Here is a 21,189-nt window from a genome sequence, read left to right as displayed (position 1 = left end):
CATAGGTTATATGTAATGGACTAAGTTGAAATAGGAAATTATTGTCATGGAAAGTCGTAAAGTGTGCCGTATGAGCATATTGTTTGAAAAAATGATGTCTGAAAGTGCAAACCGCCAAGAGCAGTTTGAACTAAAGTCGTTATATGAAGAATTTATTGATGATGGAAGAAGTAGTTCGATGCTTCTTAAACGTCATAAGCAAGCAGTAAATAAACGTCTAACTCATTAGCATTATTTTAGATTATTAAAAGGATTTATTATGTCTCCAGAGCAATTAAAAAAGCTACATGAATTAAGCCAATTCTTTGAAGAAGGTGAAGCGAGTCATGCTCACATTCGCCAACTTAATGAAATACTTACTTTGGTAAACGGCCAGCAAGATACGGTAAATTTATCTAAAGAATTGAAGGCAACGGTTACCCCAGAGCCTTCATTAAAATAAAACTAATGCAGTAACGCTTACTCGTCTGCATTAGTTAGTAATGATAAGAAGTATTCAGATTCTTTTATTGCAACATTCATTTCTTTTATCAGGCTATTAATATTAGCTTTAATATCTTGATATTCACCTTCTAAAGCACCAATAGCTCTCGCATTTAAGTTATGCTTCAAATACAAGGTATTATCTTTTAATGCCGATAAAACGGGTGTCATCTTGCTTTCGGCTTTATGCATTGCTTTTACAAGTCTAAGGTATTTACGTTCAGTATCCCTGAATTTGACACGGCTTTGGCTTTTTAGCTTAGCATTTGAATATTGCTCGATTTCATCTTGCCACTCATCAAATAGAGCTTGACCTACTTTTTCAATATCACCTATACGTAAGCGTACTTCGTGAGCTGCTTCTTCGCTGGCATCATATTGTGCCTGAGTCTCTTCGTACTGCTCTTGTAAGTCGCCACCATCAAAAGCAATTAAACTAGAAAGTTGCTCTAACGCACTAGTGAATTGTTCTTGGGCGTCTTGCTGTGCTTCTTGCGCGTTTTCAACTTCATCTGCCAATAAGTCTCGCTTGTGTTTTCCAAAACTTTCCATTGCCGAGTAATACGCAGATTGGCAACCTTGCAACAGAAAGATGATACAAAATAGCTTAATGAATTGAGGTAGCTTCATGGTGTTTCTCAGCCCTTATATTTTGCTGCGTCTATTATTGCCCAGACATGAAAAATAAAGCCTGGCAACGCCATAAAGAATAATATGCCGGTTGCAGCTAATGTATAGTTAACCCAAGTGAGTAAGAAAAATACGATTGCGGCGAGAATTCTGCCTTGAACGAGCTGGCCTAAACCAGCAATAAAGAAACTACAAATAGCAGCAAGTACGTTACCGCCTGAACCTTGACCTGACATAGTGGTATCCTATTAATTATGTTATATTTTTGTTAGTAATCTAATTGTTTAAGCATAGTATAAAGCAGTTAGGGTTTAAACCTATAATCGGTAATTTAATATGTCTAATGAATGGAAGCATTCTATTCTTGATAAGCTTCGCCTAAGCGCCTCGTTCCTTAACTACCTATTTCATCGAATGAAAGAGGACAATATTCCTGTTGTTGCAGGCTACCTTTCATATGTCACATTAATGTCGTTAGTGCCGCTTGTGGTTGTGATGTTATCCGTGATGACGGCATTTCCTATTTTTAGTGATATTCGAGTTGTTATTGAGGATTTTGTTTATTCTAATTTTCTACCCGCAGCCGGAGACACAGTACAACTTTACTTGACTGACTTTGTCGCTAATGCTTCAAAAATGTCCGCAGTCGCTATTATTTTCCTATTTATTTTTGCATTGTTGTTAATTTCTGCAATCGATAGCAGTTTGAATCGGATATGGCGTGTCAAAGAGAAACGACGCATGGTTACATCATTTTCAATGTATTGGATGGTATTAACTTTAGGGCCGGTCTTAGTCGGTGGAAGTATTGCCGCTACGACGTATATCGTCTCATTAGTTTCTTTAGGCGATTATGACTTCTTAGGCATAAGTAATTTATTCATTCGTGGCTTGCCATTGTTTATCTCTGTCGCTGGCTTTCTTGTTCTGTATTTGATGGTGCCTAATAAAAATATTTCTATTAAGCATGCGATAGCAGGTGCCGTTTTAGCCGCAATATTGTTTGAACTAGCTAAAAAAGGCTTTGCTATTTACATAACACAAGTTCCGTCATATCAGGCCATTTATGGCGCTTTAGCTGGTATTCCAATCTTATTTCTATGGGTTTATTTGTCCTGGTTAGTCGTGTTACTTGGTGCACTTTTTACCGCTAGCCTAGAATCATTTTTTAAACAAAATATTCAGCTGGAAAATGGTGTAAAAGGCACTACTATTAATGAAATAACAAGCGAGTAAACTCATGTCACGCTGCCTTTACCCTAAAATCGCTCCTTATTTCACAGACTGGATAACAGTTGATGAACATCATCAGCTCTATATAGAGCAATCGGGCAATAAAGACGGAATTCCTGTACTTTATCTCCATGGTGGTCCTGGAGCAGGGTGCAGTGAAAACTATAGGCGTTATTTTGACCCTGAAAAGTATCGTATTGTATTGATAGACCAGCGAGGGTGTGGCCGCTCGAAGCCTTCACCTTCGCTTACCCACAATACCATGTGGGATTTAGTTAATGATTTGGAGAAAGTAAGAACACATTTGAATATTGACCGTTGGCTAGTATCGGGAGGTTCTTGGGGAACAACACTAGCGCTTGCTTATGGTATTTCTCATCCAGAAAAAGTACTCGCTTTCATTTTACGTGGTGTTTTCTTAGGAAGCCAACAAGAATTAGACTGGTTATATCAACCCGAAGGTGCTGCTAAGTTCTTTCCTGAATATTACCAAGAGTTTATCGAGCCACTAAGTGAAGAAGCCAGAAAAGACCCGCTAAGCGGTTATTATCAATTACTTAATTCAGAAAACGAACTTGCGATGATTGCGGCAAGTCAGTCTTGGTTTTTATGGGAATTAAGGTTATCGACAATAGAGCATCATCACCTAGATAAAAGGCATATAGAAGATAAACATCAAGCTCTGTGCATGGCTAAAATTTCTGCTCATTATTTTGTTAATCAGTGTGATTTATCGCCTAATTATATTCTAGAACAGATCAGTAAAATCGAATCGATTCCTGCAACGATAATTCATGGCAGGTACGATATGGTGTGCCAAATAGATGTAGCATACCAACTAGCAAAACAATGGAAGAATGCTTCATTGCAAATTCTCCCTTATGCAGGGCACAGCGGCTTTGAACAACAAACCATTGATGCATTTTGTAAGGCAACTGATATTATGGCGCTATTTCTTGAGCAATAAAATTAATAAGTCATGATTGCATTAATTCAGCGCGTTTCATTCGCTAAAGTTGAAGTAGATAATGAGGTAGTTGGTGAAATAACCAATGGTCTACTCGTGTTGCTCGCTATTGAACCTGATGACAATGAAGCAAAGGCTAAACGATTAGCTGAACGTGTGGCAGGGTATAGGGTTTTTGAAGATGCAGAAGGTAAGATGAACCTAAATGTACAACAAGCTGGTGGAGATGTTCTGGTAGTATCCCAATTTACTCTTGCAGCAGATACATCAAAAGGAATGCGCCCTAGCTTTACAAGTGCAGCTTCACCTGACATGAGTAAGGACCTTTATAAGTTTTTTACACAGCAATTAAGAGCTAAAGGGTTCAAAGCACCTACAGGTATATTTGGCGCCGATATGAAAGTGTCATTACTCAATGATGGCCCTGTAACATTTCAATTAACTATTTAGCTTTCATCATCTGATTTATTCGATTACAAATTAAAACACTCTATAGATACACTTGAGTGTATGATCGCGCCACAATTTTTAGTTGGAAAGCAATGTGGCAGTTTTTACGATTTTAATTCTAAGTCTAATCGCTAGCATATTTTTTACTTTGCATAAGCGAGAACAAAAGAAATTAGAAGCGATCGTCTATTTATTAATAAAAGAGCAGCGTAAATCTGCGAGTGTTTCGATTTGGAATCAAGAGACAAAACGAATTTGTGCACAATCACGAGCAGAAATCTTATCGTTCATATCTAATACTAACTCAGACAAACTAAACTCCGATGGCTATATCGCCGTATTTCACGCCAAATGTGCAGGGATGAATTTGAAAGGTCATTCTATAGCCATGAAACAATAGTCAATTTACTTTTTCTTTAGGCAATAAAAAAGCCTTACCAAAGGTAAGGCCTGAAATGCTCGCTGTGTGGTCTTGTTATAACAAGCTTCTTATTAGTTATTTTCTTAACTAGCGCGGGACATTTTATAACAAAGCCATTTTTTGAATGCAACACAATATTACAACTTTAATAGAGTATATATACTACGAAAGTTAGGGTATTTATTAAAAATCAATGCTCTATTCACAGTTCCTTAACCTAAATCAATTTATCAATTTGAAATAGAAGACGGCAATAGATCTCCTAATTGTGCAGTGTTAGAATGCGCGCACTAAAGTAGGAGAGCTGACATTAATGACAACTTTAAAAAATGATACTTATTTACGCGCGCTAATGCGTGAGCCTGTAGATTATACACCTGTATGGATGATGCGTCAGGCAGGTAGATATCTTCCTGAATATAAGGAAACGCGTAAAGATGCAGGCGATTTCATGTCGTTATGTCGCAATACTGAATTGGCTACTGAAGTTACAATTCAGCCATTACGTAGATTTCCATTAGATGCTGCTATTTTATTTAGTGACATTTTAACTATCCCAGATGCAATGGGATTAGGTTTGTACTTTGAAACAGGCGAAGGCCCTAAGTTTGAACGCCCAATTACCTGTAAAGCTGATGTTGATAAAATTGGCCATCCAGATCCGGAAGGTGAATTGCAGTACGTAATGAATGCAGTGCGTTCAATTCGTAAAGCATTAGATGGACAAGTACCGTTAATTGGTTTTTCTGGTAGCCCATGGACACTTGCAACTTACATGGTTGAAGGTGGCAGCTCTAAGGCATTTACCAAAATCAAAAAGATGATGTATGCAGAGCCGCAAACTTTGCACTTATTATTAGATAAATTAGCTGACTCGGTAATAAGCTATTTAAATGCACAAATTGCTGCTGGTGCACAATCTGTGATGGTATTTGATACATGGGGCGGTGTACTTTCACCTCGTGATTACAAAGACTTTTCATTGCAATACATGCATAAAATTGTAGACGGTTTAACACGCCATAATGACGGCCGCAAAGTACCAGTGACATTATTTACAAAAAATGGTGGTATGTGGCTAGAGAGCATTGCAGCAACAGGTTGTGATGGTGTTGGTCTTGATTGGACAATTAATATCGAAGACGCGAAAGCACGCGTTGGCGATAAAGTTGCTTTACAAGGAAATATGGACCCGTCAATGCTTTACGCGCCAAAAGAGCGTATTGAAGAAGAAGTAGCGACCATCTTAAAAGGTTTTGGTGATGGTGGTACTGGGCATGTGTTTAACTTAGGCCATGGTATTCACCCAGATGTGAACCCTGAGCATGCAGGCCACTTTATTGAAGCTGTGCATCGCTTAAGTAAACAATACCATAATAAGTAAGCTGCAGGGCTTTTCGTGGTTTAATAAAAAAGGCGCTAACAGCGCCTTTTTTGATCTTAATGGGAGCTATTAGATACCGTAATCTTCTCGGTATTGCTTTATTGCAGCTAAAGCTTCACCCATGTCTGATTTTTCTTCTAAATAGCTAATAAGGTCGCCTAAGGTAACAATTGAAATGACTTTAGTACCAAAGTCTCGTTCAACTTCTTGAATTGCTGAAAGTTCGCCTTTACCTTTTTCTTGGCGATCTAATGCGATAAGCACACCTGATAACTCGGCACCATTCGCTTTGATAATTTCCATCGACTCACGAATAGCCGTTCCTGCCGTGATTACATCGTCGACTAGCATCACTTTACCTTCAAGTGCTGAGCCTACTAAGTTACCACCTTCACCATGTGTTTTAGCTTCTTTACGGTTAAAACAGTATGGCATATCCATATTATGATGATCGGCTAATGCGACGGCGGTGGTAGTGGCAATAGGAATGCCTTTATATGCAGGACCAAATAGCAAATCAAAATCAATACCGCTATCGGCTAACGCAGCAGCATAAAAACGACCTAAACGCGCTAAATCGCCACCAGTGTTAAATAAGCCTGCATTAAAAAAGTATGGACTTGTGCGGCCTGATTTTAAGGTGAACTCACCGAAACGTAATACTTGTTTGCTAAGGGCAAATTCAATAAATTCGCGTTGATAATCTTTCATAATCGCCCCTATTAACTTAATGATGCTTTTTGAATGTCGAATAATTCATTGATGCTATTTTTTGCCAATTGCATCATTTCATTCATTTCGTCGAAACTAAATGGTTCTTCTTCCGCAGTACCTTGTACTTCGATCAGTTTACCGGTTTCAGTCATCACTACATTCATGTCTGTTTCAGCTTCAGAGTCTTCTAAGTATTCTAAGTCTGAAATTGGTTGACCTTTATAGATACCAACAGAAACCGCTGCAATCATGTGCTTTAATGGGTTCGTTTTAATTATTTCTTTGGCACGCATATAGTTAATAGCATCTACTAAAGCCACACAAGCCCCTGTAATAGAAGCAGTACGAGTACCACCGTCTGCTTGAATAACGTCACAGTCAATAGTCACGGTATTTTCGCCTAGTGCTTTTAAATCAACAGCAGCTCTTAATGCACGAGCAATAAGACGTTGAATCTCCATTGTTCGGCCACCTTGCTTGCCGCCAGCAGCTTCGCGACGCATTCTAGTATGCGTAGAGCGCGGTAACATGCCGTATTCAGCGGTTACCCAACCTTTACCTTGGCCTTTAAGGAAACGCGGTACACCTTCTTCAACAGTTGCAGTGCAAATAACTTTGGTTTCACCAAATTCTACTAAAATAGAACCTTCAGCATGAGCAGTGAATTGGCGGGTAATGGTTACAGGGCGAATTTGGCCCGGCGTTCTGCCGCTTGGTCGCATAGTATTTCCTCGAAAAGCTAAAATTGCTGCGCATTATATAGTCTTATAAATCGTTTTGACATAATGACGCATTAAAGAATTTGAAATATAGTTAGTTGATATCAGGTCAATTTGGATATCGAATAAAAAAGGATAGTCCATGAATAAGTTTTTTCTTTCTTTTTTACTGTTTTTTATCGTCACAATAAATTGCTATGCAAAAGAGAGTTTACCAATATACAGCAAGGTATTTGATGACAAGCGCGACCCGTTCAAGGATGCAGTAGCGGCAATAGAGTTGGCTAAATCAAGTAACCGAAATGTGTTAATTGAAATTGGCGGCAACTGGTGCACTTGGTGCCATAAAATGGATGCGTTTTTAGCAAAAAACCCAGATATTTATCAAACACTTCATGAAGAGTTTGTTTTGTTAAAGATAAGTGTTAGTGACAGTAACGAGAATGCTGAGTTCATGAAAGGGTTACCGCCAGTACTTGGTTATCCTCATATGTATGTATCGACGAGCGCAGGAAAAATGATTTTGTCTAAAGACACGGCAGAATTCTTAGAAAGCGGTGAATACTCACGCGAGCAATGGCTTGCATTTATCAACAAATGGAAAGTTAAAGCGTAATTCATGTCCTTTTTTAATAACGATTATCAAACACCTGACTGGCTTAAAGCCAAGCTATCACGCAGAGCTATGTTAAAGGCCGCCGCAGGCGTTACCGCGACAAGCGCTATCCCTATAGTGTGGTCAGCTGAAAAAAGTGAAGCATTAAATCAATTAAAGCGCCAAGATCCATGGCTAACTTTAGACGCGGTGTTGTCTCATTTACTTCCTCAATCCGAATCTGGGCCGGGCGCAAAAGATATTCAAGCGCTAGCGTATTTATTCAATGTGGTTGACGAGCAGCCTATTGATTCCGAAGAAAAGGCCTTTATTTTTAAAGGTGTAGGCTGGCTCAATGGCTTTAGCCAGAGTCAGTTAAATAGCAACTTTGTCGTGTTAAACACTGAACAAAAAGAGCAACTGCTAAGAAAAATTTCTGGTTCTCAAGCAGGTAATAATTGGATAAATACTTTAATTAATTATCTATATGAAGCCATGTTGTCGCCACCAAGTTATGGAGGAAACCCCGATGGAATAGGCTGGAAGTGGCTCAATCATCAGGCAGGATTTCCGTTACCACCTAAAGGCAAACGCTTTTATGAAATACCTGGTAAGTACCAAATTTCCATCAAAAATATTGCTACCGAGGACAAACGAAAAGCATGAAATATGACATTTGTATCGTAGGTAGTGGTGCTGGCGCTTCACCTGTAGCTTATACCTTAGCGAAAGCTGGGGCGAAAGTTTTAGTGTTAGAAAAAGGCCCGTGGCTGACAGAAAAAGAATTCTATAAAGATGAATTGGCTATTAGTTTACGTGATGCTTACAATCCATCGCTTAGTGATGAACGCCATGTCATTGAAGAAGAGTACGAAAGAGAAAACGGCACAAGCTTTTGGCAAGGAGAATCCACAGAAAACTCTGGTTGGAGTTTTTGGAATGGTAATGTTGTTGGCGGCTCTTCAAATTTTATGAGTGGTTATTTTCATCGCCTAAAGCCGGTTGATTTCAAACTTAAGTCTACTTTTGGTGAAGTAGATGGTGCTAATGTTGAAGATTGGCCAATCAGCTATGAAGAAATGGAGCCGTTTTATACCATGGTTGATGAACAAGTGGGTGTCTCCGGTAAGGTTGTTGATCACCCGCATCAAGAGCCAAGGTCAAACCCCTTTCCTTATCCGCCAATTGCTGAGCATCCTGTTTCGAGTTGGATAGATAAAGCTGCTACAGAGTTGGGCTACCATCCAATGCCAGTGCCTAGAGCAGTACTCTCTCAGCCAGCAATGGGTAGAAGAAGCTGTGAATATTCTGGCTATTGCAGTAGCTATGGTTGTTCTTCAGGTGCGAAGGGTAGTGCGAGAGCAGCACTACTCAATCATGCGGTGGCAACCGGTAACCTGACCATTAAACCGAATGCTAAAGTTTTCAATATTGCCTCAAATGCTACAGGTGAAATTACGGGTATTGAGTTTTACGATACCAAAGGGAATAAACAAAAAGCGCTAGCTGATATTTATGTAGTTGCTTGCCAAGCGGTTGAAACATCACGGTTATTATTGGCATCTAAAGGTCCTAAATTTCCTAATGGCTTAGCAAATAATAACGGGCAAGTTGGTAAAAATTTAGTATTTAGTGCTGGCGGTACGGGAAGTGGCGACTTTGATTTTGGCCAATTGAGTGAAGCTCAAATTGCACAATTAACTGCCGTTGGCCCGTTTGTGAATAGAGCATTACAAGACTGGTATGAAATAGAAGATACAGCATTTAACGGTATCAATAAAAAAGGTAGAGCCAAAGGCGGCACCATAGATTTTCTTTTCCATCAAAATCCTATTGCGCGGGCCATGGGCTCACAATACGGCGACGATGATGAATTGGTGTGGGGTGAGGAATTAAAAGCAAACCTAACACAAGAATTTACCACCTATCGCACTTTGCGTTTTGAAGTATTCAATGACTGGATGCCAACAGATGATTGCTTTGTTGCACTTGATGATGAAGTGACAGATAAGTGGGGCGATCCGGTAGCAAAAGTACGTATTGGTTATCATGAGCAAGATTTAAAAGTAGGTGAATATTTAGCAGCAAAGGCTGAAACCGTGTTAACCCAACTAGGTGCAACCAATGTGTCTTCTTCTGTGAGTAGCTATCCGCCAACAAATTTAATGGCTGGAGGCTGCAGGTTTGGTAATGACCCTGCGACCTCTGTATTAAATAAAAACTGCCAAGCACACGAAGTAGATAATTTGTATGTTACCGACGGCTCATTCATGCCGACAGGTGGCAGCGTTCCTTATACCTATACTATTTACGCCAATAGCTTTAGGGTTGCCGAGCACATTAAGCAGCGTTGGCAACGTTCTGTAAAAGTATAGAAGGAGAGGGCAATGTTATACTTTTGTGAGGATTTAACGCCAAGAACGCTTCATATTGTTCAAAAAAGAAAACAGGATCGAATATTATGAACAAAGTACTTTATTTAGTATTGGCTTTCACTCTCACTCTCACTGCGTGTGGTGGTGGCTCTGGTAGTAAATCAACCACGGTAAACGAACAGCCGACAGAGCCACCGGTATTCACAGGAGTGTTTGTCGATGCTGCAGTATCGGGTTTATCGTTTGAAACTAATACGCAAAGTGGCTTTACCAATGAGTTAGGCGAATTTACCTTTCAGCAAGGAGAAGCTATTCGCTTTTCAATAGGTGATATTGAATTTCCCCAGATTGTTGCAGCTGAACTGATTACACCGCTTGAAATATTCACTAGTCAAGATGTAGCAGACATTCGCGTCATCAATATGATTAGGTTGTTGCAGTCGTTAGATGCTGATGGTGAACCTTCAAATGGCATTGAAATTCCAGCGCAAGCCCACGATTTAGCGCAAGGCTTAATGGTTGATTTTTCAAGTGATAATCTTGAAGCGGAAGTAAATGAGTACCTATTAGATGTCGCGTTAGTACATCAATCGCTTATTCCAGCAGAGCAAGCAAGTTTTCATTTTCGTCAAACCTTAGAAAGCATTGGTTATGATTTAGCGTCGGGATGTGAGAGTACTCATGCGAAAGTAGGCTATTCAGGCGATTTTCAAACAATTGCTCACAACGTTTCTGGCACGGCAAGAATCATTGATGATTGTACCATTGAAATAACTAACTTCAGTTATGACGGGCAAGGCCCTGTCGTATATTTCTATGGTTCATTAAACCAAGAATTTTCTGGTGAAGATGCATATGCAATGGGAAGTGCTCTGCATGGTACCGTTTATGAAAATGCAAATTTGCTTATTAAATTGCCTGAAGGTAAAACGCTAAACGATATTAATTCTTTAAGTGTTTGGTGCGTTGAGTTTAGCGCTGACTTTGGCAACCTAACATTTTCACCCTAACATTTTCACCCGAGTAACCATATGGCACGCCTTTAGATTCATTACTGCAAATGTTAAGTTGACTTAGGAGTAAGTCACAGCTTTATAGTTTGCTTAACATTTCAAATAAAGTGAACCGCCATGAAAGTTAATCAGCTTGCCAAAAACTGCCAAGTTAATCCGGATACTGTGCGTTATTACACAAAAATCGGACTATTAACACCACATAGAAATGCGCAAAATGGCTACCGAGAATATGGTGCGGCCGATATTAAGCGCTTGAAGTTTATTCTGCAGGCAAAGTCGTTAGGATTCTCGCTGCGTGATATTGAGGTGTTCATCACTCAGTCCCAGTCTGGGCTAGCTCCTTGCCCTAAAGTGCGGGAAATAATGAAATCGCACATCGATGAGATTGAGCAAAAAATTAATGACATGGTGGCGACACACCAAAAAATGAAAAAAGCCATGGTCGAGTGGCAATCTTTACCTGATTGCACCCCAAGTGGTGATCAAGTTTGTCATTTAATCGAAACATTCGTTCAGGAGGAAAGCTCCAATGAATAATTGTTGCCCATCGAAACAACAAAAGAAAACTGATTGGTTACTGCTCATTTCAACAAGCATTGTCGCCATTTCATTTGTTAGCTATTGGTTTCAATCAGCTTCAACCAGTAAATTTTTTATCATCAGTGCTACCACAGTAGAAATGCTCGATGCAATGTGGATAGGTATGGCGTTAGGTGTATTTATTGTTGGCTGGTTGGGGCGTCTACCTCGAGAAATTATCTTAGCAACAATAGGTGAAGGGCATACCGTTAATGGCCTTATACGAGCAACGTTTGCTGGGTTACTTTTTGATTTATGTAATCATGGCATTTTAATGGTGGGTATGAAGCTGTATGAACGTGGCGCAAGTCTAGGACAAGTGATGGCGTTTATTATTGCAAGCCCATGGAATTCCTTCACTTTAACCTTCATCCTGTTTGGCTTAATTGGCTGGCAATTGACGCTATTGTTTATTTTATTGTCTTTAGTGGTCGCTTGGATCAGTGGATATATATTTGATCGTTTAGAGCAAAAAGGAACGCTTCCTAAAAACCCTAATAGCCAATCGTTCGACGAAGATTTCAAAATTATGCCCGCGTTAAAACAGCTTCTTAAGCAGGCGGACTATTCACCAAACGCAACTTTTAGCATGTTCATTAACGGGTTAAAAGATTCGCAAATGATATTTCGATGGGTAATGGTAGGTATTGTTTTGATCGCAATGATCAGAGCCTTTGTACCCCCAGAAAGTTTTAGTCAGTGGTATGGTGCTACTACGAGTGGACTTTTACTGACATTACTTGCTGCAACCATTATTGAAGTATGCTCGGAAGGTTCAACGCCCATAGCAGCTGATTTAATTACTCGCGCGAATGCGCCGGGCAATGCTTTTACATTTTTAATGGCAGGCGCGTCAACCGATTACACCGAAGTGATGGTGCTAAAAGATACAACGAAAAGCTGGAAAATAGCACTATTCTTGCCGCTAATTACCGTGCCACAAATTTTGCTGATCGGTTGGTTAATCAATATTAATTAACCTCAGATGTGGATAACTAATGTGCTTCTAGTGGTTATTTTCACCGACTTCTGCGTTAACATTTACTTGCAATAGGCTAGCTATTGCAAGTAAATCCGCCTTGTATTCAGCAAAAATTCCTCACTAGCAGCAAAATGATTCGATATGGCTATAAAAATTAGTAACTTTCACTATTTCTTATCCAAACCTGAGGTTAGTTAACCTGGTTGTTATTAGCAGTATTAGCTAAATGCGCTTTGCTCAGGCATAATCTTCCCGATTCATTCTTATAAAAAAGTTAATAGGAAAGATTATGTCTATTCATTCAATGACTGCCTTTGCTCGTAATGAAGTAAAAGGTGATTGGGGTAACGCTGTGTGGGAAATTCGCTCGGTAAACCAACGGTTTTTAGAAACCTACTTTCGCTTACCCGAACAATTTCGTGGCATAGAGCCAGTTTTAAGAGAACGCTTTCGCAAAGCACTTAATCGAGGAAAAGTCGAGTGTGCACTGCGCTTTACGGCAAACCCTGCCGCAAAAAGTGAGCTAATTCTAAATGAAAAACTCGCAGAACAATTAGTAAACCACGCCAATACCATTAGTAAGCTTGCTGCGAATCCCGCGCTTAACCCTGTAGAAATAATGCGCTGGCCAGGTGTGATGGAAGCTGAAGAAGCTGACATGGACACCATTCAAGCCGAAATACTTGCTGGGTTTGACCAAGCATTAAAAGACTTCATTGCAGCACGTGCGAGTGAAGGCACGAATATGAAAGCGCTAATAGAACAGCGCTTAGAAGGAATTTCTGAACAAGCAGAAAAAGTAAAAGCTCATATGCCGGAAATTATTCAGTGGCAAAAAGAGCGTATTGTTGAAAAATTCAATGATGCAGGTGTTGAGCCTGACTCTGGCCGTGTAGAACAAGAACTTGTATTGCTTGCACAAAAAATGGATGTTGATGAAGAAATCGATCGTCTTCATTCACATGTAAAAGAAACACGCGGTATTCTGAAAAAAGGTGGCCCACAGGGGCGCCGTTTAGACTTCATGATGCAAGAATTTAATCGCGAAGCGAATACATTAGGTTCTAAGTCGATTAATGCAGATATCACCAACGCTGCCGTAGAGCTGAAAGTGCTAATTGAGCAGATGCGAGAGCAGATCCAGAATATTGAGTAGGTTAAGTAAGGCTTTTGCGGTGAAATAAGACGAAAAGGTCCTTCTTTTCGTCTTCGTCACTGAAGGGTTAGTGAACAAAAATAGTTAGTTCTACATCGCTAAAGTCACTGAACTGGCTTAGTGAGATTACCCATTCACCAGCTTCTGGCGCTTCTATAATGATAGTTTCATCATTACCTTGGGTTTCCGAAGAGAAAAAACTTACCGGCATATCCCAGTAATCCCCCCAGTCATCCCAGTTATCCCAGCGGTTGGTCTTTTTACCTGCTCGGCCTTCATCGTTAAATTCAGGTGCTGATGCGGTTCTCTCTGCGGTAATATCTACGTCGCCTTCACCTCCGGTTGTTGCAATGTACATTACTTTTACGCCTTCTGGCACATCTAATACAAGTTGCAGTTGCTCTTCATCAACTGTGTAGCTTACTTGCTCTTGGAACGCGATAAATGTCGCGTCGGCATAGTCACCACCACCATTATTATCGCCGCCAGCTAATCCTGAAACTGGTTCATTGCCACTCATTGCGCTGTCAATCCATGTACGTAGTTTGGCAACGTCGCCATAAACCCCGTATTTGTTTTCTGCTGCGCATCCGTCTCCCCAGCTCACAACACCCACTTGGTAGTATTCATTGTTTTTTTCAAATACCAATGGGCCGCCACTGTCACCTTGACATGAATCTTTGCCGCCTTCTTTTAAACCAGCACACATTTCTGTGTCTTGTACTTGGCCACCATATGCTTCGCTACTGTTACATACTTCGTTAGTGACAAATGGAACGCTAACTTCCATTAGTTTGTCAGGGGACTGGCCGCCAGAGCTTAATGTTCCCCAGCCGGAAACCGTTAATGCGGTGCCCGCTTGAATATTGGCATCGACGAACGATTGGTCAACTAAGTTAACTATTTGAGTATTCTGGTGGGTTATTGCTTTTTCTAGCTTCAAAATAGCCACATCTTTAGAAAGGTTAGGATATTCTTGGTTAGTATAAGTTTTGGCTACTGCAATCGTTTCCCCTTCATTCCCAGAGAGCTTGTTAGTACCTACGCGTACTTGCATATTTGGGTTTTCACCATTAACACCTTCTAAACAGTGTGCAGCGGTTAAAATCATATCTGAAGCGACAATTGAACCACCACAGAAATGATAACCGTCTGTACCTTGTACCGAGGCTTGGTATGGCCTGCCGTTTTGTGATGACTCTTGTCCGCCGACAATCCTAGCAGTGTCAGATACATTAATTGATTTAATTTTGGTTGTTGGTTGCGCCGCATAAGTCGACGTACTCAATAAAATTGCTGTCGTTAATAACGTTAGTCTTAACATGTTCGTTACCTCTTATCCTTGTTTGTAATATGTTTGGTATTCACCATTGCTGTGAAGCAAGTTCATTATTAAAAGGTGAGAGGTCCTTAAATAGTGGTAAAAATCATCAAGATGTATCGTTATGTACTTATGGGAACTACTAGGGAAATTGAAGAAATGAGCGGTGCTTTATAGCTTGTGGACCTTTCTATATGTTATGGCAGCGTTCAACACGTGCTACATTTGGATACATTAGGTTACCTAGCGCTAAATAAATATGCTGGCGTTGTAGTGTGGTTCATACCACAATAAGCATAGGGTAAATTTCAGTGTTAACGACTAAGTTAGATAATTAGATGCAAAGTATTTTTTTCAGAATTTATATGGGCATGTTATTGGCTATTTTGCTAATAACATGCCTTGTTGCGCTTGCAACATATTCTCTAAGTAAATATCGCATCACCGAACATATCTACCATAACTATAGCGGTACATTTCGCCTTGTCGGAGAAGGCATTTCTCGACATAAGGGGGCTAATAGAGAACAGTGGCTTTCTGCAATTGAACGCTTGAGTGATTTAAATTTTGAATCGCATAAATTTAGTGAACGTGCCTTAACTGAACATCAAATTGGTCGGTTATTGCGTGATAAATTCTTGTACCAAGTTAATACCAATCTTTCTACCAGCCAAGTTTATATATTACTACCGGAAGAACAGGCTTATTTATCTGTGCAATTAAATGATTACGGTACATCACTGGTGCGAATTAGTGCGTTTTTAATGTTGAACGAACTTGGCCGCCATAAAGGTGAGGCAAGAGTTAAAGCGTTAGTGAAACTCAGATCGTTATTTGACTACCCTATACAATTACAAAAGCTTGAAGCACTTACAATTGCGACTTCACATAAGCGCACGGTAAAAAAAGGAGATATTGCCGTTGTCTTAAATGTTTCTGGAACTAATACGCCTACATTGAAAGCTTATGCCCCATTAGGCAATAGTTCATACACGCTTGTATTGGGCAGCATTCCTTTTTTTGATTGGTTCCCATTGCCGTTAATAGTCGCAATAGTCTTAACTATTTTGGTGCTAATGGCAGCAGCCAGTTTTTATTTGGTGCGTCCGCTAGAGCATCGCCTTGCTAGTGTTGATAAACAAATAGAACAAATTGCTCAAGATAAAGAAATTACCGTAACGCCTCAAACTGGATACGATGCGATTAGCAAATTATCAAATACGGTGACCCATATGGCAACGCGCATACACAAGTTGATCAATGCACAAACCGATATGATACGTGCAATTTCTCATGAGTTAAGAGCGCCAATTACACGTGTAAGGTTTCAGCTGGCTGTTCTAGAGCCAAATGAAAAACTCACGTCGAACATTGGTGGCATTGAGCGAAACCTAGATGAACTCGAAAATTTAATCGATGAAGTGCTGACCTTTTCAAAGCTAAAAGCCGAAAAGCCATTACTGCATCAAGAGCATCTCCCTGTAGATGAATTTTTAGCTAATATCGTTGCTTTGCATAAGCATGCGGCAGGAGCAATAGCGGTGTCTATTAGTGCAATCGATAGCGATATAGTTTGGGCTGATCCAAAATACCTGCAGCGTGCGATTAGTAATTTACTGTTGAACGCTTATAAGTATGCCAACCATCAAGTTCGTTTAGGTTTTGATTGCCAAGCGTCCAATTATTTTATTTGGGTGGAAGATGACGGCCCAGGCATTCCGAAAGAAAACCGACAACAGGTACTAACAGCTTTTGCACGAGTAGATGAAAGCCGTGATCGTAAAACAGGTGGCTATGGATTAGGACTTGCTATCGTGCAGCAAATTGCTCGCTGGCATCAAGGGCAGGTACTTGTTGAGTCTAGTGAGTTGGGAGGCTCCAAAATTAGCTTAGTTTGGCCTAAGAATAACGTGTTGCCTGTGGAGTCGACACTATGAAGTTGATGATACTGCTATTGATCTGTGTGTTATGTAGTGCTGCATTTGCCAGCAGTACTACTGATGAGGCACTACTTGAGATAGAGGCAGAAACACGAGCCAATGCGTTGCTAAATGAAAAAGCCAGAGAAGCAAAAATACTGCAGTCTTTTGATCAGCAAAATCTTGACTTACTTGACTCAGAGCTTGAACTATTACAAAGAATGGATTCGAATCAGCATATTGAATCTACTCTTCAAGGTGAATTCTTCGACTCTCAATTTGACAGAGAAACCAAAGACACGTTAACGCCTAAAGACGAGTTTGAAGATGTTATTTTTGATGACGGCTTTGATTTTTTGGATGATGAATTAAACGAACTTGATAAAGAAATCGAACAAGGTGCGATTAAAAGCAGTGTGGTGAATCCCAGTATTCCTACTAAAGAGCAATTAACAGATCAACAAGGTGTCGGCATTAAGGGAAAAGAAGAGGCGCTAATTAATAAATTAGACAATAGCGATCTAACCGACTTCGACATTGAAATTGATAATTGGGGTGACGAGGTGCCACTGGTAACAGATGAAGACGACGATATTGATGATATTGAACTTTAGACTACCTTTGATTGCACTATTGTTTTTAGCAGGATCTTTGTTTCCCTCACAAGGGTGGTCTAAAACTAAAAGCAACGTTCAATTAAAGCAGGCCATTGAAAGCCGAAAGGCAGGGGAACATTGGAAGGCTGTTGATATACTTTTTAAATTACGCGACAAACATGCTACGCATAAACGTATAAACTTAGAGTTGGTCCTGAACTTTATCAAGCTAAGAGAGTACGAACGAGCAGAGTCTGTTTTATTGTATATCGAGTCTCTACAGCTGAATGAGTTAGAGCAGCAGAAACTAGAGAAATTAAAACAAATTTTAGTGCGCAAAATGCGCAAACCACTTTCAGCGCATCGTTGGGTATTTGATGTTGGAGCGTCGTTAGGTCACGACGTCGTGAATAGTCACTTTCCGGTATTAATTGTTGAAGACTATCAATTTGAAGATGGTTCATGGCTAAGTGATGATTTAGATGACCAACTTTGGGAAGACGCCGAATTTGGTGACTTTGAATATACCGATGGCTATGACATTGTTAGCCGCGAAAACGAAACTAGCCGCAAAGAATCAAGTTATTTAAGCGAGTTTGTAAATGCTAACTATCGCTATCGGCCTTTAGATTCTCTTTCTTGGTTTGAACAACCAACGTTTTTTATTTGGGACAGTGATCTATCGACAGAATTTCGTCAGATTGACGATGATAAAAAGAGTAAATATAACCGAATTAGTGCCGACACTTCTATTTATCTATTGCGAGTAAATCACTGGTTAGTAGAAGCAGGAGCAAAAGTAAGTATTCATTACAATGACGGTCGTCGATTGTTAACTGATACCAGAGAGCGTATTGCAATAACGCTGCCATTTCATCAACATAAGTTTAAGTTTGCGGTAGATTTTGCACAAAAACATTATCAATCAGCGTTATCTTATAGCAATGCAAAAACCACCATGCCTTGGTTTGAGTACTCATATTCGTTATCAGATAAACTTAGAGCGTCGGTAGGGTTACGGCATAAACAGCTGCGAGCAAACGATGCATTTCTCTCATATAACAATAATACTGTCTTTGCTGCACTTTATTACTATCCATTCACTCAGTTAAGTGCATACATCTCACTAAACAATTATGCGCTAACCTATAAAATTGATGATCCAGAACTCGTTAACTGGTCAAAGGAAGATAAAACTTCTTTTGGGGCGGGCGTGAAATACCATTTTAATGACAATGTTAGCTTGAGTTTAAATGGCCATTATTCCAAAAATACAATCGAGCTAGGTTTTGGAGAAGATGACTGGCGACGCATCGAAGCATCGTTGACTTACCGGTTTTAATTTCCATTGCTACATTTGGATACAATACGCTAAATAACATCACTGTTAGTCGCTTGGCGAATTATATTTAATTGAAGTGAATGAATAGACAGGGGGTAACGTGATGCGTATAGGTTGGTCGGGTATCTTAATTATGGGTTTAGTCTTTTGGACAGCGGAAACTCATGCGAGTAGCGAGCTAAAAGTGCATGGGGTAGAGATTAGTAATCAGAAAATCAATGTTCGAGTAACGTCTAACGGCTGTACTAACAATGATTCTCTTAACTTGCAATTTTCGGCAGGTAAGCTCACGATTACTAGGGTTAAACCCGATAAGTGCCGGCGGTTACCGCATAAAATATGGCTAGCATTTGACTTGCCGCCACTAAGAACTGACTTTGTTTTAACGAATAAAATTTCGCTTTGATTAGCCATTAATTTTACGGAGCCGGCGTGAATAAAAATACCGTACTTATCATTGATGATGATGTTGAGTTGACTCAACTTATTGAGCAATACTTGTCGACCAACGGCTATCAGGTGTTTGCTTATCACAATGGTAAGCATATTAATGAGCATATCGATCTTCACCAGCCTGACGTTATTGTGCTCGATCTAATGTTACCTGATATTGATGGTTTAACTATTTGTAAAAATATTCGTTCATCATTTAATGGTGCGATCGTAATGTTAACGGCTCTAGGTGATGATATTGACGAAGTAACGGGGTTGGAAGTAGGGGCGGACGATTACTTAGCCAAACCGGTAAAGCCTAGGGTTTTATTGGCACATTTGCGGGCTCAAATTCGACGTCAGACTAAAATTCAGCAAGTTACCCAAGAGTCTTGTATCTTTTGTTTTGAAGGGAAAATAAAGTTAGACGCAGGCAATCGTACGGTATTGAATGGCAATGAAAACGTCTCACTGTCAAGTGCTGAATTCGATTTGCTATGGTTATTGGCTAAGCAAGTGGGCCATATCGTAAAAAGAGAAACGCTTCACGAAAAAATATTTCGCCTCCCATACGATGGCATAGATAGATCAATCGATTTACGCATTTCTCGGATTCGAAAAAAGCTAGGAGATGACTCAAAGGTGCCAGCAATTATCAAAACAGTGCGTAATGTCGGTTATCAATTAGCGACCTAGTCTCTCCTTGATTAAATACATGCTGTGATACTGCTATTTTTTCTTTTTTAAAGCATTGTTTTTAGGTTAATTTTAACTCCATAGATAGATGGGAAACAGACTCGTCTATCACGTCGAATTCAAAGGCACGATATAAGTTAACTGCATGATTTTCTTTTGCTACAGATAGTTGAACAGTCGAACACTGTCTTTCAGACGCTAAAGCGATAGCCTGTTCTAGCGTCGACTTTGCAATTCCTTGGTTTTGAAATTGTGTTAGTACAATAAGGTCGATAATGTGGAGCACATCATTTTCCGCAGCGATCAATATGCAGCCTGTACTTTCACCTTGGCGAATTATTGTATAGGTGTTTAGATTGGGCCAACGATTAAAGTAGTCCCGAACTTTAGCTTTTACTTGTAAAGCGCTTAGTTGAGAGGCTACTTGTATTGGCATAGCTGAAAATTGTTGCTCAAAATACGGCAGCCAATTTTGTTCAATACAGCTAGGAGACTGTTTTGGCTCAACTAATTTAAAACTGACTACCATAAAATAACTATTAATTTTGCAATAAAAAAGAGGAGCTCAAGGCTCCTCTAAATGATCGTATAAACTAATTCCTTGAAGGAAATACACCAACCAATGCAATGATGAAGTTAACGACTTGATAGGGAGGCAAATTGGTTTGTGATTGACCTCCCCCCATAGTGTTTTCAGTCACGTTTATCGCTTGGTTAGCCATCGGGGCTAAGCTATCGGTATCGGAGGAATATGTTGCAGAATAGTAACCGGCATCATTTGACCAAACATTACCTACTGCGGTATTCGCATTTCCTCCAGTGCTATTTGCTTGCGCGACTGCAGTGACGCCATGGTTATGCGGTGGCATTTGATTGGTAGTCATTGTCACGTTTTCAGTTCCACTTTTTTGTCCTAGTGACTTAGGAGTAAGACCTGGCCCATTGCCAGCGTGCATTGGAACTCTACTTCTTAAGTCGGGTAATCCAAAAGTGGATCTTCCGTCACCACCATACATAGTGCCTAGGATGGAAAATAAAGCCGAGTTGCTTGCAATTGATAGTAGTTGACCGTCACATAGTGCCCAGCCTCTTGGGGCGAAGTTGCCGCCAAACATCATAATTTGGCCAATAAATGGTTCAGACATAATAATTCCTCTTTTCCTTGTGGCTTAGCAATTC

General features: G+C 40.0%; 26 protein-coding genes. 19 read left to right on the top strand and 7 right to left on the bottom strand.

Annotation, left to right across the window (positions count from 1 at the left end; all coding sequences use genetic code 11):
• Positions 1–46: 46 nt before the first annotated feature.
• Entirely contained in the window at positions 47–229 is a 183-nt protein-coding gene (locus HII17_RS18725) for a hypothetical protein (protein WP_169076904.1), read from the top strand.
• Positions 230–259: 30 nt separating this feature from the next.
• Positions 260–442, top strand: coding sequence for a hypothetical protein (locus HII17_RS18720; RefSeq protein ID WP_169076903.1), 183 nt, complete (start codon positions 260–262; stop codon positions 440–442).
• Between the two features lie 17 nt (positions 443–459).
• Here the strand turns inward: HII17_RS18720 and HII17_RS18715 are convergent, their stop codons facing one another.
• Together HII17_RS18715 and HII17_RS18710 are read right to left on the bottom strand one after the other, a co-directional pair.
• Positions 460–1,113 carry a DUF2959 family protein gene (locus tag HII17_RS18715; RefSeq protein ID WP_169076902.1) on the bottom strand — a complete coding sequence of 218 codons (654 nt, stop codon included), beginning with the start codon at positions 1,111–1,113 and terminating at the stop codon, positions 460–462.
• Positions 1,114–1,121: 8 nt separating this feature from the next.
• The gene (locus HII17_RS18710; RefSeq protein WP_169076901.1) at positions 1,122–1,349 is read right to left on the bottom strand and encodes a hypothetical protein; all 228 of its coding nucleotides are present in this window, start codon (positions 1,347–1,349) and stop codon (positions 1,122–1,124) included.
• Between the two features lie 100 nt (positions 1,350–1,449).
• Between HII17_RS18710 and HII17_RS18705 the strand changes: the two genes are divergently transcribed.
• The 5 genes from HII17_RS18705 to hemE all read left to right on the top strand — a co-directional run bounded on the left by HII17_RS18705 (position 1,450) and on the right by hemE (position 5,568).
• A complete protein-coding gene (locus HII17_RS18705; protein ID WP_169076900.1) occupies positions 1,450–2,349 on the top strand; it encodes a virulence factor BrkB family protein in 900 nt (299 codons plus the stop codon).
• A 4-nt stretch (positions 2,350–2,353) separates the two neighbouring features.
• Positions 2,354–3,313, top strand: coding sequence for a prolyl aminopeptidase (pip, locus tag HII17_RS18700; RefSeq protein ID WP_169076899.1), 960 nt, complete (start codon positions 2,354–2,356; stop codon positions 3,311–3,313).
• A gap of 12 nt (positions 3,314–3,325) precedes the next feature.
• Positions 3,326–3,763, top strand: a complete 438-nt coding sequence (dtd, locus tag HII17_RS18695; protein ID WP_169076898.1) for a D-aminoacyl-tRNA deacylase — start codon at positions 3,326–3,328, stop codon at positions 3,761–3,763.
• Between the two features lie 94 nt (positions 3,764–3,857).
• Positions 3,858–4,163 (top strand): hypothetical protein, encoded by a 306-nt coding sequence (locus HII17_RS18690; RefSeq protein ID WP_169076897.1) that lies wholly within the window; start codon positions 3,858–3,860, stop codon positions 4,161–4,163.
• Between the two features lie 334 nt (positions 4,164–4,497).
• Entirely contained in the window at positions 4,498–5,568 is a 1,071-nt protein-coding gene (gene hemE, locus HII17_RS18685; RefSeq protein ID WP_169076896.1) for a uroporphyrinogen decarboxylase, read from the top strand.
• A 69-nt stretch (positions 5,569–5,637) separates the two neighbouring features.
• Here hemE and pyrE read toward each other — a convergent pair whose 3' ends face one another.
• Both pyrE and rph read right to left on the bottom strand, forming a co-directional pair.
• Positions 5,638–6,279 carry an orotate phosphoribosyltransferase gene (gene pyrE, locus HII17_RS18680; protein ID WP_169076895.1) on the bottom strand — a complete coding sequence of 214 codons (642 nt, stop codon included), beginning with the start codon at positions 6,277–6,279 and terminating at the stop codon, positions 5,638–5,640.
• An 11-nt stretch (positions 6,280–6,290) separates the two neighbouring features.
• Positions 6,291–7,004, bottom strand: a complete 714-nt coding sequence (rph, locus tag HII17_RS18675; RefSeq protein WP_169076894.1) for a ribonuclease PH — start codon at positions 7,002–7,004, stop codon at positions 6,291–6,293.
• 139 nt (positions 7,005–7,143) lie between these two features.
• Between rph and HII17_RS18670 the strand changes: the two genes are divergently transcribed.
• The 7 genes from HII17_RS18670 (at position 7,144) to HII17_RS18640 (ending at position 13,704) form a co-directional block, all read left to right on the top strand.
• Positions 7,144–7,617, top strand: a complete 474-nt coding sequence (locus HII17_RS18670) for a thioredoxin family protein (protein ID WP_169076893.1) — start codon at positions 7,144–7,146, stop codon at positions 7,615–7,617.
• Between the two features lie 3 nt (positions 7,618–7,620).
• Positions 7,621–8,262, top strand: coding sequence for a gluconate 2-dehydrogenase subunit 3 family protein (locus HII17_RS18665; protein WP_169076892.1), 642 nt, complete (start codon positions 7,621–7,623; stop codon positions 8,260–8,262).
• On the top strand, positions 8,259–9,971 hold the full coding sequence (locus tag HII17_RS18660; protein WP_169076891.1) for a GMC family oxidoreductase: 1,713 nt from the start codon (positions 8,259–8,261) through the stop codon (positions 9,969–9,971). The genes HII17_RS18665 and HII17_RS18660 overlap by 4 nt, the downstream gene beginning before the upstream one ends.
• An 86-nt stretch (positions 9,972–10,057) precedes the next feature.
• Positions 10,058–10,981 carry a DM13 domain-containing protein gene (locus HII17_RS18655; RefSeq protein WP_169076890.1) on the top strand — a complete coding sequence of 308 codons (924 nt, stop codon included), beginning with the start codon at positions 10,058–10,060 and terminating at the stop codon, positions 10,979–10,981.
• Between the two features lie 120 nt (positions 10,982–11,101).
• A complete protein-coding gene (locus tag HII17_RS18650) occupies positions 11,102–11,524 on the top strand; it encodes a MerR family transcriptional regulator (RefSeq protein ID WP_169076889.1) in 423 nt (140 codons plus the stop codon).
• Entirely contained in the window at positions 11,517–12,545 is a 1,029-nt protein-coding gene (locus tag HII17_RS18645; RefSeq protein WP_169076888.1) for a permease, read from the top strand. The genes HII17_RS18650 and HII17_RS18645 overlap by 8 nt, the downstream gene beginning before the upstream one ends.
• Positions 12,546–12,837: 292 nt before the next feature.
• Positions 12,838–13,704 carry a YicC/YloC family endoribonuclease gene (locus HII17_RS18640; protein ID WP_169076887.1) on the top strand — a complete coding sequence of 289 codons (867 nt, stop codon included), beginning with the start codon at positions 12,838–12,840 and terminating at the stop codon, positions 13,702–13,704.
• Positions 13,705–13,771: 67 nt separating this feature from the next.
• Here HII17_RS18640 and HII17_RS18635 read toward each other — a convergent pair whose 3' ends face one another.
• Entirely contained in the window at positions 13,772–15,028 is a 1,257-nt protein-coding gene (locus HII17_RS18635; protein WP_169076886.1) for a serine protease, read from the bottom strand.
• Positions 15,029–15,363: 335 nt separating this feature from the next.
• Between HII17_RS18635 and HII17_RS18630 the strand changes: the two genes are divergently transcribed.
• The 5 genes from HII17_RS18630 (at position 15,364) to HII17_RS19360 (ending at position 20,010) form a co-directional block, all read left to right on the top strand.
• Positions 15,364–16,962 (top strand): ATP-binding protein, encoded by a 1,599-nt coding sequence (locus tag HII17_RS18630; protein ID WP_169076885.1) that lies wholly within the window; start codon positions 15,364–15,366, stop codon positions 16,960–16,962.
• A complete protein-coding gene (locus HII17_RS18625; protein ID WP_169076884.1) occupies positions 16,959–17,558 on the top strand; it encodes a hypothetical protein in 600 nt (199 codons plus the stop codon). Before HII17_RS18630 ends, HII17_RS18625 begins: the two co-directional genes overlap by 4 nt.
• The gene (locus tag HII17_RS18620; RefSeq protein ID WP_169076883.1) at positions 17,524–18,882 is read left to right on the top strand and encodes a porin family protein; all 1,359 of its coding nucleotides are present in this window, start codon (positions 17,524–17,526) and stop codon (positions 18,880–18,882) included. Before HII17_RS18625 ends, HII17_RS18620 begins: the two co-directional genes overlap by 35 nt.
• A gap of 103 nt (positions 18,883–18,985) precedes the next feature.
• Complete coding sequence (locus tag HII17_RS18615; RefSeq protein ID WP_169076882.1) at positions 18,986–19,288, top strand: hypothetical protein; 303 nt, start codon at positions 18,986–18,988, stop codon at positions 19,286–19,288.
• A 26-nt stretch (positions 19,289–19,314) separates the two neighbouring features.
• Positions 19,315–20,010, top strand: a complete 696-nt coding sequence (locus tag HII17_RS19360; RefSeq protein ID WP_169076881.1) for a response regulator — start codon at positions 19,315–19,317, stop codon at positions 20,008–20,010.
• Positions 20,011–20,071: 61 nt separating this feature from the next.
• On the opposite strand, the gene HII17_RS18605 is transcribed toward HII17_RS19360, so the two are convergent.
• Positions 20,072–20,539 carry a GNAT family N-acetyltransferase gene (locus HII17_RS18605; RefSeq protein ID WP_169076880.1) on the bottom strand — a complete coding sequence of 156 codons (468 nt, stop codon included), beginning with the start codon at positions 20,537–20,539 and terminating at the stop codon, positions 20,072–20,074.
• A 64-nt stretch (positions 20,540–20,603) separates the two neighbouring features.
• Complete coding sequence (locus tag HII17_RS18600) at positions 20,604–21,155, bottom strand: phage tail protein (protein ID WP_169076879.1); 552 nt, start codon at positions 21,153–21,155, stop codon at positions 20,604–20,606.
• Positions 21,156–21,189 lie beyond the last annotated feature (34 nt).

Origin of the sequence: Thalassotalea algicola (assembly GCF_012932965.1) — a bacterium.
Lineage (GTDB): Bacteria > Pseudomonadota > Gammaproteobacteria > Enterobacterales > Alteromonadaceae > Thalassotalea_F > Thalassotalea_F algicola.
This window is presented reverse-complemented; position numbering and strand designations above follow the sequence as displayed.